Below are 14,213 nucleotides of genomic sequence, written 5' to 3' on the forward strand. Positions count from 1 at the left end.
CGCCCCTCACGTATCCTCGCCGCGCTGTCTGTCGCGCTGCTTCCTCTGCCGCTTGCCGCCGCGGATCCGGCGCCGGTTCCCGAAGGCGGCGTGCGCGCGCTGATCGAGGCGCGGCAGCACGCCGTGCTGTCCAGCGAGATCGCCGGGCGCATCGGGCGGATGACCGTGGAGGCGGGGCAGTCCTTCAAGGCGGGCCAGACGCTGGTCGCCTTCGATTGCAGCCATTATCAGGCGGCGGTCGACGCCGCCCGCGCCAACCTGCGCGCCGCCGACGTCACGGTGCGGCAGAGCCGACGCCTGGAACAGTTGAAATCCATCGGCGGGGCCGAGGTCGAGATGGCCGAGGTCAAGGCCGAGGCCGCCCGCGCCGATCTGCGCAAGGCGGAGATCGAGGTCCGCCGCTGCGACGTGAAGGCTCCCTTCGACGGCAAGGTCGTGGAGCAGCGGATCCGCGAGCATGAGTCGGTCCCCGCCGGCACGGCCCTGCTCGAAGTTCTGTCCGACCGCGATCTGCGGGTGGAACTGATCGTCCCGTCCTCCTGGCTGGTCTGGCTGAAGCCCGGCCAGCGGTTCGAGCTGCGCATCGACGAGACGGGCGAGGCTCTGGACGGCGAGGTGACCCTGATCGGCGCCCGCGTCGATCCGGTCAGCCAGTCGCTGAAGGTGACGGGCAAGCTGCAGGCCGACAAGCCGGGCAACGCCCCGAACCTGGTCGCCGGCATGAGCGGAACCGCCCGCTTCAATGCGCCGGAGGAGGCCAAAGGTGCCCGATGACGTCACATCCGTCCGGATGGAAGCGGCCAACCCGCTGAACAGCCTCCTGCTCCTCCTGAACCTGCAGCAGGAGGCCCGGCAGGCCCAGACTCCGGAAGCGCTGCGCTTCCTCGTCGTGAACCAGACGCGGCGGATGGTCGCCTACCAGCAGGCAGTCTTCCTGACCGTCGCGCCGTCCGGCAAGGCGCGGCTGGAAGCGGTGTCCAACGTCGCCGTTCCGGAACGCGACGCTCCCTTCACCCGCTGGCTGGAGGCGGTGGCGTCGGCCATCGCCGCGGGAGCGGAGGCTCGCAACCTGCACGGCATCGCCCCCACCGAGGTGCCGCCCGCGCTGGCCCGCGACTGGGGGCAGTGGGGACCGGCGCAGGCTCTCTGGGTGCCGCTGCCGGGGCCGGACGGTGCGGTCACGGCGGTGCTGTGGCTGGCCCGCGACGATGCGTGGACGGACGGGGAGAAGGTGCTGCTCGCGCAGCTCTCCGGCGGCTATGGGCACGCCTGGTGGGCGCTGACGCGGGCCGGGCGCCGGTCCGGCGTGCGGGCGCGCAAGGGGATGTGGGCGGTTGCGGTGGCGGCGGTCCTGGCGGCGGTCCTGGCCATTCCGGTGCCGCAATCGACGCTGGCCCCGGCGGAGGTGGCGCCGCGCGACCCGCTGATCGTCAGCGCGCCGCTGGAAGGCGTGATCGAACGCTTCCACGTCCAGCCGAACGAGCCGGTGACCACCGGCCAACCGCTGTTCACGTTCGAAGCGACGGTGTTGAAGAGCCGCCTGGAGGTGGCGCGCAAGGCGCTGTCGTCGGCGGAGGCGGAACTGCTGACAGCCTCGCAGGGGGCCTTCACCGATCCGCAGAGCAAAGCCCGCATCGCGCAGCTGAAAACCCAGGTGGAGCTGCGCCGGGCGGAGATGGATTTCGCCCGCGACCTGATGGACCGCGTTACCGTGAAGGCGGAGCGGACGGGCATCGCCGTCTTCACCGACGCCAACGACTGGCTGGGCAAGCCGGTGGCGGTGGGCGAGCGCATCCTGACCCTGGCCGATCCGCTGGCCGCGGAGATCGACGTGCATGTGCCGGTCAACGACGCGATCGTGCTCCAGGAGGGCGCGGCGGTCAGCCTCTATCTGAACGTCGACCCGCTGCGCCCGCTGCGCGCCACCGTCTCGCACGCCAGCTATGAACCGGGGCTGACTCCGGGCGGGGTCCTGGCCTACCGCGTCCGCGCCGACCTGGCGCCGGACCAGCCGACGCCGCGCATCGGGTTGCGCGGCACCGCCAAGATCCAGGGGGAGCGGGTGCCGCTGGCCTTCTACCTGTTCCGCCGTCCGCTGGCGGCGCTGCGCCAGACCGTGGGGCTCTGAGCCATGGGCGCCGCCGCCATCGGGATGACGACGGGGCCGGCGGCGGTCACGCCGATGGACCCGCTGGACAGCGTGCGGTTGCCGCCGCTGCGCGAGGAGCTGCAGCTGCTTCCGGCCCCGCCGGCCGTGGACGGGTCGCCCTGCTGGACGATCCATGACCCGGTGCGCAACCGCTACTTTCGCATCGGCCACGGCGCCTTCGAGGTCATCGCCCGCTGGCATCACGGATCGCCCCGCGCCATCGCCGCCGCGGTGGCCGCCGAGACGGTCCTGCAGCCGGAGGCGGAGGACGTGGTCGGCCTCTACAAGTTCCTGGCCGGCAGCAATCTGACCCAGGGCGCCGACGTCGATTTCCTGGCGAAGCAGACGGCGGCGCGGCGCACGTCCTGGTGGATGTGGCTGCTGCACAACTACCTGTTCTTCCGCATCCCGCTGGTCCGTCCCGACGCCTTCCTGAACGCCACGGTGCGCTATGTCGCGCCCTTCTACAGCCGCGCCTGGTTGTGGACGGTGATCGGGGCGGGGATTCTGGGACTTGTCCTGGCGATGCGCCAGTGGGACAGCTTCGCCCACACCTTCCTGCATTTCTTCACGCTGGAGGGCATGGCGCTCTACGGCGTGACCCTGTTGGTGACCAAGACTCTGCACGAGCTGGGGCACGCCTACACCGCGAAACGATTCGGCTGCCGGGTGCCGACCATGGGGGCGGCCTTCCTGGTGATGTGGCCGGTGCTCTACACCGATACCAGCGACGCGTGGCGGCTCGTCTCCCGCCGTGCCCGCCTGCACATCGCGGCGGCGGGCATGCTGACGGAGCTGGCGCTGGCCGCCTTCGCCACGCTGGCCTGGAGCTTCCTGCCCGATGGCCCGCTGCGCAGCGCCGCCTTCTTCGTGGCGACGGTGAGCTGGGTGACGACGCTGACGATCAACCTCAGCCCCTTCATGCGCTTCGACGGCTATTACCTGCTGGCCGACGCGCTGGACGTGCCGAACCTGCAGGACCGAGCGTTCGCGCTGGCCCGCTGGCGGCTGCGCGAGTGGCTGTTCGGCCTGGGCGACGAGGTGCCGGAGCGGTTCGATCCCTGGATGCACCGGGTGTTGCTGGCCTACGCCTTCGCCACCTGGGTCTACCGGCTCGTGCTGTTCATCGGCATCGCGGTGCTGGTCTATCACGTCTTCATCAAGGTGCTGGGAATCGTGCTGTTCGCGGTGGAAGTCGGCTGGTTCATCCTGCGCCCGCTCGTCAACGAGGCGAAGGAATGGTGGGAACGGCGGGGCAGCCTGCGGCCCAACCGGAACCTGCTGATGACGCTGGGCGGTCTGGCCGCGCTGGTCTGGCTGGCCTTCGTCCCGGTCACCGGCACCATCGCCGTGCCGTCGGTGTGGCGGGCGGAGGGATTCTCGACCCTGTTCGCCCCGGTGCCGTCCCGCATCGCGGAGGTGCTGGTCCGGCCCGGCCAGCGCGTGGCGGCGGGCGATCTGCTGTTCCGCCTGGAGGCGCCGGAGCTGACCAGCAGGCTGCAGCAGTCGGAACTGCGGATCGCGCTGGCCCAGGACCGCATCGACCGCATGCTGGCCGCCCGCGACGGGCTGGACCGGGTGCGCGTGATGGAGGAGGATCTGGCCGTCGGGCTGGCCGACCGGCAGGGTCTGCTGGACGGTCTGGCGCGGCTGGACATCCGCGCGCCGATCGCCGGGACGGTGGTGGATGTCGCCGACGCGCTGCGCCCCGGCCGCTGGGTGGGACCGTCGCTGGCGCTGGGCCAGATCGTGGCGGATGGCCGCGGTGAGCTGGTCGGCTATGTGGCCGAGAACGACCTCACCCGCGTGGTGGTCGGGGCCGATGCGGTGTTCCACGCCGACGACCCGTTGCGCCCCCGCATGGCGGCGCGGGTGACGGCGGTGGACCGGGTGGGCGTCAAGGGGCTGGACGTTCCCGCCCTGGCCTCGATCCATGGCGGCCCCATCGCGGTGGAAAGCCAGACCGGCCCGTCGATGGGACGCACGAACGCCGAGGCCGCGCGGTCCAACCTGAAGCCGGTGGAGGCCGTGTACCGGGTGACCCTGGCGCCGCTGGACCGGACGCAGGCCGGGCCCGCCCACCAGACGCGCGGCGTGGCCCGCGTGGAGGGCGAGGCGCGCAGTCTGGCCGACCGCTTCTGGCGCACCGCGCTGGCCGTGCTGATCCGCGAAACCGGGTTCTAATGGGGGAAAGCTCCCCGTCAGTCCGCGATCGCCCGCGCGACCGTCAGGGAGCGATCGCCCACTGCCCGTTGTCCATCTTGCAGAAGGTGAGCTTGTAGGGCTGGACGGTGCGCCGGATGAAGTTGGCCTGGACATCCCCGCAGGGCGCCCCGTCGCGCTCGTGCACCTTCTGCACGACGACATCCCCGCGCACCCCGGTCTTCGGGTTGCTCCATTCGGTGCGCCGTCCCGCCTCCATGGGGTTGAGGGCGTCGCCGAGCGCCTTGCGGAACAGGTCCCAGTCCTCGTCCGTCAGATCCACCCCGCCGCGCCCGCCGAGAAACAGGCCGAACTGCGCCTGCGCCGGGGTGGCGACGGCCAGCATCGCCACCAGGGCGGCGGCGGAAAGCCCGAAGGTCGTGCCGAAGGACGTGACGGATAACAGGCGCATGCGGCGGTTCCTTATGACCATTGGAAAGCCCTGGGATGGCTCTGGGCGAGTCCGGGCATTCTGGGAACGATCGAGGATGTCCGGCGGTGAAGGCAGGTCACGAACCGGGGTGTTACGGTAACATACGCACCGTCCCGCGACGCCCGCGGCGCCCGGCCGCCTTGGGCCACACGCATGCCGGCCCCGCGCATGTTTCGGTATCCCTCCGGGCCCCGGGCCACGGCCACCGCAGCGGGGTCGGGTAGGCAACGGTAACGTACTGGCTTCCCGGCCGGGAGGCGGGGGAGCGTTCCAGGTCGTCGGTCCAAGCCATCGGCGGGGCCTCGCCCGGCCGCCTTTCCCGCCCGATGGGCACCGTTCCGTCGCTTTCCGGCAGGATGGCCCCTATGCACGAAAATTCGGGGAGGCGCCGCCCTTCGGCCCGATGGACCGTCCTTGCCTTGCTCGCCGTCCTGCTGGTCGCGGTCGTGCCGGCCGGATGGGCCATGGCGCAGACGACGGATGCCGCTCCTCCGGCGTCCGGGAGAGCGGCGACGGCGCTGGAAGCCTACGCGGCGAGGCTGGAGGCGGTCGCCGCCACCTACCCGCAACTTCCCTCCATCCTGTCGGACGCCTTCGCGCGACCCAACGGCCGCGAGGCGGCGGTGCATCCGCTGCGCCTGCTGCGCGGTCTGCTGATCCTCTTCGCAGCGGGGACGGTGGCCTTGCTGCTGACGCGCCGGGTCCTGGCGGGGCCGCTGAGCAGGCTGGAGGAGGATGGCGAGGCGCCGCTTCTCACGGGCGCGTTGCGCTTCGCGCTGGGGCTGGTGCCGGTGGGCGCCTTCGCGGTCGGGGTGCTGGTGGTTTACGCAATCCTGCGGCCCGCGCATCCCGCGGCGCCGGCCGTCCTGCTGGCGGTGCTCCAGGCGGCGCTGACCGTGCTGCTGATCGACCGGCTGATCCGCTTCCTGTGCGCGCCGGGACATCCCGGGCTGCGCCTGATCCCCTTGGCCGACGCCGACGCACACGCCCTGCACCGCACGGGGGTGGTCACGGTGACTCTCGCCGCGACGGTGCTCGGGCTGGTCGATCTGCTGCTCGCGCTGGGGGTCGGCGGGAACGCCATCGTCGCCATCGGCCTGCCGATGAGCACCGTGCCCTTCCTGTATCTGCTGCATCGCGTGTGGCGGGGACGCGTGGCGGTGGCGCGGGCCATCGCCCGTCCGCTGGGCATGGAGGCGCAGGACCATCCCACGCTGGGGCTGTGGGCGGTGGCGGCCACGGTCTATCTCGTCGCCTTGTGGCTGGTCGTCGCGGCGGCGGCGGTGCGGCTGGAGCCGGCGACGGGGCCGCGGATGCTCGCCAGCCTGCTGGTGGCGCTGGCCGTGCCGGCCATCGCGTTGATGGCCCAGCGCCCGCTCGCCCGCTTCTACCGGGGGGAGGAGACGGAGACGGGAAAGGCCGCGGTGGCGCGGGTGATGCGGGCGCTGTGGTCGGCCCTGTTCGTCGTCGGCGTCTTCGCCACCGCGGCCATCTGGGGGTTTCGGGTGGAGAAGGCCAGCGGGGCGACCGGCATCGCCCTGCGGCTGCTGTTCAACGTGACGGTGGTGCTGCTGCTCGGCTACGTCGCCTGGACGATGGTTGTGCGGGCGATCGACCGGACGCTGGAGGAGGCCCGGCATGACGGGGTGTCGTCGCGTGGCCAGCGATTGGCGACCCTTCTGCCGCTGCTGCGGAAGTTTCTTCAGGTCGTGCTGGTCGTCATCGTGGTCATGATTGCCTTGTCCTCGCTGGGCATCGAGATCGGACCGCTGCTGGCCGGGGCGGGGGTGGTCGGCATCGCCATCGGGCTGGGCGCGCAATCGACCATCGCCGACATCCTGGCGGGCGTCTTCTTCCTGCTGGAGGATGCGTTCCACATGGGTGACTACGTCGAAGTCGGCAACCTGCGCGGCACGGTGGAGGGAATCTCCCTGCGCTCGCTGAAGCTGCGCCATCACCGCGGCGCGGTGCACACGCTGCCCTTCGGCCAGATCAAGGCGCTGACCAACTACAGCCGCGACTGGGCGCTGATGCGCCTGGAGTTTCGCGTTCCGCCGGAAACCGACATGGGGCTGGTCAAGAAGCTGGTGAAGGAGGTCGGCAAGGAGCTGTCCGCCGACCCGGAGATGGGGTCGAGCTTCATCGAGCCGCTGAAGTCCCAGGGCGTGCGGCGGCTGGAGGACGACGCGGCGATCATCGGCGTCAAGTTCATCACCAAGCCCAACGAGCAGTTCGTCATCCGGCGCGAGGCGTACCACCGCCTGATCCGCGCCTTCCAAGCCCACGGCATCCATCTGGTCGGGCGCGGCGTGGTGGTGCGGGTGGACGATCCGGACGCCACGAACAAGATCATCGGCTTCGCCGCCGCCCAGGCGCTGAACGGAACCCGCAAGGAGAGCGGCGCGGCGGAGTGAGGCCGGTCAGGCCGCCGGGCCGGGCGCCGTCTTGACGGACAGCCACACCGCGACGACGAAGGCGGGCAGGCGGCCGAGCGCGGCGTCGTCGCGCCCGCTCTCCTCCTGCCACGCGCGGTGGCGGTCCAGCGCGGTCCGCAGGGTGGCCGCCCGCTCCGCCGCGGGGACGGCCGACAGGGCGGTGTCCAGGCTGGTCAGATAGGGCGGGAACTCCGCGTTGGGACCGGCGAGGCCGCGCTCCGTCCCCTCGGGGTCGAACCACGCCTCCGCGGCGGCGGTGTCGGCGCTGGGCGGGACGACCATGCCGCCGACATAGCCGGTGGGCTGCACCACCTTCCATCCCTTCCGGCTCGGTCCCGTGGTCCAGCCGAGCGCGCGGGCGACCTCCATCGTCGCGGCGCGGGTCGGCGCCTGCCGGGTGATGCGGTCCAGAAGGTCGGTCAGATCGGCGGCGGGCATCGGTGCGCTCCTTTGATGAACCAACCGGCCATGAACCAACCGGATGCTCCTCAACATACAACATCGGTGGCGGGCGGGGCGATGACAGCCTATCTGGGAAACGGCCCATCAGGCGAGAGGGAGCGGTGCGGAAAAGAATGGCGGCCACCATCCTGGTGATTTTGATGACGCTGGTCCTGCTGCTGGCCGGTCCGGCCTTTGTGATCGCGTCGGGAACGGCGACGCTCGGCGTGGACTGGAGCCGGGCGGACCGCAGGTCGGTCGGGCTCGCCCCCGATCCCGCCGCGACGCCGGAGGCGGTCGTGCAGGTCTACGCCGCCCGCGCCCTGTCCTGGCGCGGCGCCTTCGGCACCCACCCGTGGTTCGCGGTGAAGCCGGCAGGGGCGTCGGCCTACACCGTCTACGAAGTGATCGGCTGGCGGGTCTATCGCGGCCTGCCGGCGGTGGCGGTCAGCAACCGCGATCCGGACGGGCGCTGGTTCGGCTCCGCCCCCGCCGTGCTGGCCGAGCTGCGCGGCCCCGCCGCCGAGGCCGCCATTCCCAAGATCGCGGAGGCCTCCCGGAGCTACCCCTACGCCGGTGAATACCGCATCTGGCCCGGCCCCAACAGCAACACCTTCGCCGCCTGGGTGGGGCGTGCGGTGCCGGAGCTGCGGCTCGACCTGCCCTCCACGGCACTGGGCAAGGATTATCTGGGCACCGGCCTGATCGCGCGGGCGCCCAGCGGCACCGGCTGGCAGGTCAGCCTGTTCGGTCTCGCCGGCCTGCTCCTGGCCAGGGAGGAAGGGTTCGAGGTGAACCTGCTGGGCATGACCTTCGGGATCGATCCCTTCGACCTCGCGGTCAAGATCCCGGGCGTCGGGCGGTTGGCGCTGAGCGCTCCCGCCCCGACGGCCCCGGCTGCCGCCGACAGCCCGCCGCCGGGCTGAGCCTCACCAGGCTGAGGCTCAGTTGTCTTCCGCCGCCGACATGCCGGTGCCGGCGGGGCCGAGCGGCGGGTTGCCGCGCTTGAGGCCGAGCCGGGTCATGCAGTCCCACGCCTCCTCCGCCGTGTCGGCGATGTCGAACAGCTCCAGGTCGCCGGCGCTGATCATGCCGTGGTCGGCCAAGGCGCGGAAATTCACCACCTCGTTCCAATAGTCGCGCCCGACGAAGACGATGGGCAGGCGCGACGCCTTGTTGGTGTTGCGCAGGTTCAGGATCTCGAACGCCTCGTCGAAGGTGCCGAAACCGCCGGGAAAGATCGCCAGTCCGTTGGCCCGCATCGCCAGATGCATTTTTCGGATGGCGAAATAGTGGAAGCGGAAGGTCAGCTCCGGCGTGCTGTAGGGGTTGGGGTGCGGTTCTTGCGGCAGGCTGATGTTGAAGCCGATGCTCGGCGCCCCGGCCTCCTGCGCGCCGCGGTTGGCGGCCTCCATCAGGCCGGGACCGCCGCCGGTGGCAATCACGTTGTCGCGCTGCCCGTCCTCGGTCGGCGCCAGGGCGCCGCCGCGCTCCGACACGATGCGGCCGAAGGTCCGCGCCTCCTCGTACCAGGCCGCCTGCTTGGCCCGCCGCTCGGCCAACTGCCGCTCCTCGGGCGTGCGGGCGTCGCGGAGAAGCTGTTCCGCCCGCTCGGGCGAGGGGACCCGCGCGCTGCCGTAGACCACGATGGTCGACCGGATGCCCCAGGCCTTCAGCTCCGATTCCGGCTTGGCGTATTCGAGCATGAAGCGCACACCGCGCATCGGCTCGCTCAACAGGAAATCACGGTCCTCGAAGGCGATGCGGTAGGCGGCGGATTCGTGGTTCGGCCTGCTGTCCTTCATGCTGTGCTCCGGGTGGTGACGGGGAACGGCTTCTGGTCATGTGGGGTCGCGGGCGGCCCATTGCCCGGACTCAAAGGGTTTGCATTCGAAGCAATTGTGCCGCAGACCGGAGGGAGGCGGAAGGGAAAGCGGTTGCGCGTCTTTCCATAAGCCTTGGCCTTGCCCACATCATGGTTCAGGCGCGTCTGCGCCCGACCGTCAGCGTCTTATCCGCGTCTGTTCGTAAGGGGTGACGTTGAGCAGCATCGAGCCGCCATGGCCATCGGATGAGCGCGCCCGGCTCGACCGGCTGAAGAGTTATGGCGTGCTGGACACGCCGCCGGAAGCGTCCTTCGACCGGCTGGCCCGGCTGGGCGCCCGCCATTTCCGCATGCCCATCGTGATGGTCAATCTGGTGGACGAAACGCGGCAATGGTCCAAGGCCGGCTATGGGCTGGATACGATGGTCCTCGAGCGCCGGCTGTCCTTCTGCGCCCACACCATTCTCGACGACGCGGTGCTGGTCGTGCGCGACACGCGGGAGGACGAGCGCTTCGCCGACCATGAGCTGGTGGCCGGGCCGCCGCACCTGCGTTTCTACGCCGGAGCGCCGCTGATCGCGCCGGATGGGCTGCGCATCGGAACCTTCTCCCTGCTCGATCACAAGCCCCATCCGGAGTTCAGCGCGGGGGACGCGCGGGACCTGGAGGAGTTCGCCCGGCTCGCCATGCACGAGATGGAAACCCAGGCCGCCCACCGCGCCGCCCAGGCGGCCGAGGCGCTGTTGCGGGACAAGAACGCCCTGCTGGAAAGCCTTCTGGAGAGCGTTACCGACCCGATCTTCGCCAAGGACCGCGAGCGCCGCTTCACCCTGGTCAACTCCGCGACCGCCCGCCTGTTCGGGCGGGCGCGGGAGGAGGTGGCGGGCCTGACCGACGAGGATCTGTTCCCGCCGGAGGAGGCCGCACGGCTCGACGACCTGTGCGGGCGGGTGATCGCCACCGGGCGCGAGGAGACGGTGGAGGAGGAGTTGCCCTTCCCGACGGAGGAGGGCAAACGCGTCCTGATGATCAGTGTGATGCCCCTGCGCAACGCCTGGGGGGCGGCCATCGGCGTCGTCGGGGTGGCCCGCGACATCACCGCCCGCAAGCGGGCGGAGGAGGCGCTGCGGTCGAGCGAGGCGCGGTTCCGCACGCTGGTGGACAACACGCCGCTGCTCATGTGGATCAATCGCTCGGACGGCACCCCTGAATACTACAATGAGGAGTTGCGTGCCTACACCGGCCAGGACCCGGACAGCATGTCCGCCTGGAAGGGATTCCATCCGGACGACCGTCCCGCCTATCTGGAACTGAGGACGCGTTCGATCGCCGCGGGCACGCCCTATCAGGGCAACGTCCGAATGCGGCGCGCCGACGGGGCGTGGCGTTGGCACCAGTGCCGCGTGGTCCCGGTGCGGGAAAGGGGCGCCATCGTCTCCTGGATCGGCACCGCGGTGGACATCCACGACATCCGGCGCGCCCAGCAGGCGGCCGAGGAGGCCGACCGCTCCAAGGGCCGCTTCCTGGCGGCGGCCAGCCACGACCTGCGCCAGCCCATGCAATCGATCCTCCTGTTCGCCGGGGCGCTGGGGACCCATGTTACCGGCGACGCCGGGCAGCGGGCGCTCGACCGGCTCCAGCAGGGTTTGGACACGCTGAAGGATCTGCTGGACAGCCTGCTCGACGTGTCGCGCCTCGACGCCGGGGTTGTGGCGCCGCAGATCGAGGAGTTTCCGGTCGCCGACCTGCTCGGCCCGCTGTCCGCCGCCTATGCCCCGCTGGCCGAGGCCAAGGGGCTGGACTGGCGGGTCGTGCCCTTCACCGGCACGGTGCGCAGCGACCGCGTCCTTCTGGGGCGGATGCTGCGCAATCTGGTCGACAACGCCATCCGCTACACCGACCGCGGCCGCGTCATGGTCGATTGCCGGCCGCAGGGAGCGCGCCTGTGCGTCGAGGTGCACGACACCGGCCTGGGTATCCCGCCCGACCAGCGGGAGCGCATCTTCGAGGAGTTCCACCAGATCGGCAACCCGGAGCGCGACCGCGACCAGGGCCTCGGACTCGGGCTCGCCATCGTGCGGCGGCTGTCGCGGCTGCTCGATCACCCGGTCGATCTGGTGTCGCGTCCGGAACGGGGCTCGATCTTCTCGGTCAGCGTGCCGCTGGTCCGCCACGACGCGCCCCGCCCCCCGCCGCCCGCCCGGATCGCGCGGGACGACGCCACGGCGGCGACCGGTGATGGGCGGTTGGCCGTGGTCGTGGAGGACGACGCCATCGTCCTGATGGGGCTGGCGGCGATGCTCGGCGAATGGGGGTTCGAGGTGCTGTCCGCCGGGAGCACCGGCGAGGCGCTGGAGCGGCTGCGCAAGGGCGGGCGGCGGCCCGACATCGTGCTGGCCGATTATCGGCTGCGCCAGGGCCGTGTCGGCACCGAGGCCATCCTGCGCGTCCGCGACCTGTTCGGCGAGGACGTTCCGGGCCTGATCGTAACCGGGGAGATCGGGCCGGAACCGCAGCGCGACGCCGCGCGCCACCGTCTCGGCCTGATGCACAAGCCGGTGACGCCGCGCCTTCTCGAAGCAGCACTGGCCCGCCATCTTGGAGCCATCGGGCCGGCTTGAGCGTTGCTATCACCAGCGGCGCCGATTGCGCCGTGCCATGAAAGGGTTATGGAGGAGACACCAGCGTGCCATCCCTGTCGAAAGGCCTTGCCATGGTCGCCGTCGCCGCGGCGCTGGCCGGCTGCCAGTTCCCCGGATTCCCGTCGCCGCAGCAGACCGCCACCCTGCCGCCTCCGACCGTGCCGAAACCGCCCCCGGAGGAGCGCGGGATCTGGATCGTCGGCAGCCCGTCCATGCGGGGGGCGGTCGGCACCGCGGCCAGCCGCTTCAACAGCACGCCCGACACCCAGCCGCGCCTGGTCGCCGAGGGAACCAACAGCGGCTTCCGCAGCTTCTGCGCCGGGGTCGGGCTGGAGCATCCCGACATGGTGGTGTCCGACCGCCGCATCCGGGAGGAGGAGCAGAAGCGCTGCCGGGCCAAGGGCATCACCATGATGGAGTACGAGCTTGGCCCCAAGCAGTTCGTCTACGTCAAGGACGCCCACATGATGACCATCCCTGGCGTGCGCGACTTCACGGAGAGCTGGGGCGTGAAGGGCAAGCCGGTGCGCGGCGCCTGATCAGGCGCCGGCCCCGGACTGCTTGCGGAAGAAATCCACCCCCATCTGGATGCTGCGCCCGATGTTGGCGGCGCGGTCCTCGAAGAAGGCGGCGGCCTCGGGCGTGCAGACCTCGGCCGTCGTCTCGCGGAACAGCGCCAGCCAGCGCTCGAAATGCTCCGGCCCGATGTCGAAGCGGACATGGGCGGGCAGGGGGCGCCCGTCGTAGCGGTGGGTCAGCAGGGCGACCGAGGACCAGAAATCCATCATCTTCCGGAGGTGCGGTTCCCAGTCGGTGATCGCGGCGCCGAAGACCGGGCCGAGCAGGGCGTCGTCGCGGATCTTGCCGTAGAAGGTGCGGACAAGCGACTCGATCATCGCCTCGTCGATGCCGGTCTTGGCGACCCGCTCGGCGATGGTGGCGGATTGGGGCGTGGAAGCGGTGGGCTGGTCCAAGGCGGAAGGGTCCTGAAAAAAGACATGAGGCGGACAAGCCCTCACCATACCGCGTTCCGGCGCCCCGCCGCCACCCGTCCCGTCGCGCGTCCGCCGATGGCGGACGGCCCGCTCACCGCTCGGCCGTGGAGGCCCGGTCCAGGGCGGCTTCCCTGTCCGTGTCCATCCGGTAGCGCGCCGGTGAAACGCCCATGATCCGCCGGAAGGTGGCGCTGAAGGCGCTGTCCGACAGATAGCCCAGCGACGCGGCGATGACCGAGACGGGTTCCTGCCCCTGGCGCAGCCGCGTGGCGGCGAGGCGCATCCGCCAGCGCAGCAGATAATCGATCGGAGGCATGCCGACGCGCTCGCGGAAGGCGGCGGCGAAGCTGGAGCGCGACCGCCCGGCGATGCCCGCCAGCTCGGCCAGGGTCCAGTTGCGGCACGGTTCGGCGTGAATGGCGCCGAGGACGCGGCCGATCGAGGGGTCGAGGCTGGCCGCCAGCCAGTTGGCTCCCCGTGGCGGCTGTTCGCTCAGATGCGTCCGCAAGGTGTGGATGAACATCAGGCGCAGCAGGTCGTTGCAGGCGAGCTGGGACCCCGCCGTGCCGCCGCGCCATTCCTGGTCGAGCTGCTCCAGCAGCCAGCCGACCGGCGCGGCCCCCGGAGCGCCGCCGCGGATCATCAGCAGCCGCGGCAGCAGATCGAACAGCAGGCCCCCGTCCAGCCGGTCGAACCACACGCTGCCGCCGAGGAAGCGCACCTCTTCGCCGCCGGTCCCGCCGGTCCCCGCGTCGACCCGGGCCTCACCCTCCGATCCCCGGAACACCTCGTCGGCTGGGACGGGGGGCAGGTCCGGCGCGCTCGCCAGGACGAAACCGCCGCGCACCACCACGAAGCAATCGCCGGCGCCGAGGCGCTGCGGCGCGTCCATTCCGTCCGGCCCGTCCGCGCGAATCCAGCAGGCACCCGCCGTGACCACATTGAACTTGATGGTGTGCGGCGGCCGGAAGCGGATCGACCAGTCCCCCCGGGCGGCGAAGCGTGCCGAGCACAGCGTCCGCGCCTGCATCAGGCGAAGCACGTCCGACAGCACGTCGGCGGGAGCGTTCTGGACGATCACGACAGGATTC

The 14,213-nt window shown here is 71.1% G+C and carries 12 protein-coding genes; 7 read left to right on the top strand and 5 right to left on the bottom strand.

All coding sequences use genetic code 11. The annotated features are described in order from the left end of the window. Positions 1–90 precede the first annotated feature (90 nt). Genes ABVN73_RS22360 through ABVN73_RS22370 form a run of 3 tightly spaced genes read left to right on the top strand, consistent with a single transcriptional unit; the run spans position 91 to position 4,333 of the window. Positions 91–774, top strand: a complete 684-nt coding sequence (locus ABVN73_RS22360) for an efflux RND transporter periplasmic adaptor subunit (RefSeq protein ID WP_353861390.1) — start codon at positions 91–93, stop codon at positions 772–774. Further along, positions 764–2,128 (top strand): HlyD family efflux transporter periplasmic adaptor subunit, encoded by a 1,365-nt coding sequence (locus ABVN73_RS22365; protein ID WP_353861391.1) that lies wholly within the window; start codon positions 764–766, stop codon positions 2,126–2,128. Before ABVN73_RS22360 ends, ABVN73_RS22365 begins: the two co-directional genes overlap by 11 nt. 3 nt (positions 2,129–2,131) lie before the next feature. Continuing rightward, the gene (locus ABVN73_RS22370; RefSeq protein ID WP_353861392.1) at positions 2,132–4,333 is read left to right on the top strand and encodes an HlyD family efflux transporter periplasmic adaptor subunit; all 2,202 of its coding nucleotides are present in this window, start codon (positions 2,132–2,134) and stop codon (positions 4,331–4,333) included. A 43-nt stretch (positions 4,334–4,376) separates the two neighbouring features. On the opposite strand, the gene ABVN73_RS22375 is transcribed toward ABVN73_RS22370, so the two are convergent. After that, a complete protein-coding gene (locus tag ABVN73_RS22375; RefSeq protein ID WP_353861393.1) occupies positions 4,377–4,763 on the bottom strand; it encodes a hypothetical protein in 387 nt (128 codons plus the stop codon). Positions 4,764–5,203: 440 nt separating this feature from the next. Between ABVN73_RS22375 and ABVN73_RS22380 the strand changes: the two genes are divergently transcribed. Further along, complete coding sequence (locus tag ABVN73_RS22380) at positions 5,204–7,198, top strand: mechanosensitive ion channel family protein (protein ID WP_353861394.1); 1,995 nt, start codon at positions 5,204–5,206, stop codon at positions 7,196–7,198. Between the two features lie 6 nt (positions 7,199–7,204). On the opposite strand, the gene ABVN73_RS22385 is transcribed toward ABVN73_RS22380, so the two are convergent. Further along, positions 7,205–7,657, bottom strand: a complete 453-nt coding sequence (locus ABVN73_RS22385) for a hypothetical protein (protein WP_353861395.1) — start codon at positions 7,655–7,657, stop codon at positions 7,205–7,207. 137 nt (positions 7,658–7,794) lie between these two features. Here ABVN73_RS22385 and ABVN73_RS22390 point away from each other — a divergent pair, with 137 nt between their 5' ends. Then, the gene (locus ABVN73_RS22390; RefSeq protein ID WP_353861396.1) at positions 7,795–8,586 is read left to right on the top strand and encodes a DUF3750 domain-containing protein; all 792 of its coding nucleotides are present in this window, start codon (positions 7,795–7,797) and stop codon (positions 8,584–8,586) included. An 18-nt stretch (positions 8,587–8,604) separates the two neighbouring features. On the opposite strand, the gene ABVN73_RS22395 is transcribed toward ABVN73_RS22390, so the two are convergent. Next, positions 8,605–9,465 carry an LOG family protein gene (locus ABVN73_RS22395; protein ID WP_353861397.1) on the bottom strand — a complete coding sequence of 287 codons (861 nt, stop codon included), beginning with the start codon at positions 9,463–9,465 and terminating at the stop codon, positions 8,605–8,607. A 229-nt stretch (positions 9,466–9,694) separates the two neighbouring features. Here ABVN73_RS22395 and ABVN73_RS22400 point away from each other — a divergent pair, with 229 nt between their 5' ends. Both ABVN73_RS22400 and ABVN73_RS22405 read left to right on the top strand, forming a co-directional pair. Further along, complete coding sequence (locus tag ABVN73_RS22400; protein ID WP_353861398.1) at positions 9,695–12,106, top strand: PAS domain S-box protein; 2,412 nt, start codon at positions 9,695–9,697, stop codon at positions 12,104–12,106. 92 nt (positions 12,107–12,198) lie between these two features. Beyond that, positions 12,199–12,666, top strand: coding sequence for a substrate-binding domain-containing protein (locus tag ABVN73_RS22405; protein ID WP_353861399.1), 468 nt, complete (start codon positions 12,199–12,201; stop codon positions 12,664–12,666). Here ABVN73_RS22405 and ABVN73_RS22410 read toward each other — a convergent pair whose 3' ends face one another. Then, entirely contained in the window at positions 12,667–13,101 is a 435-nt protein-coding gene (locus tag ABVN73_RS22410) for a group III truncated hemoglobin (RefSeq protein WP_353861400.1), read from the bottom strand. 112 nt (positions 13,102–13,213) lie between these two features. Next, on the bottom strand, positions 13,214–14,203 hold the full coding sequence (locus ABVN73_RS22415) for an AraC family transcriptional regulator (RefSeq protein ID WP_353861401.1): 990 nt from the start codon (positions 14,201–14,203) through the stop codon (positions 13,214–13,216). Positions 14,204–14,213: the final 10 nt, after the last annotated feature.

Origin of the sequence: Azospirillum formosense (assembly GCF_040500525.1) — a bacterium.
Taxonomy (GTDB): Bacteria; Pseudomonadota; Alphaproteobacteria; order Azospirillales; family Azospirillaceae; genus Azospirillum; species Azospirillum formosense_A.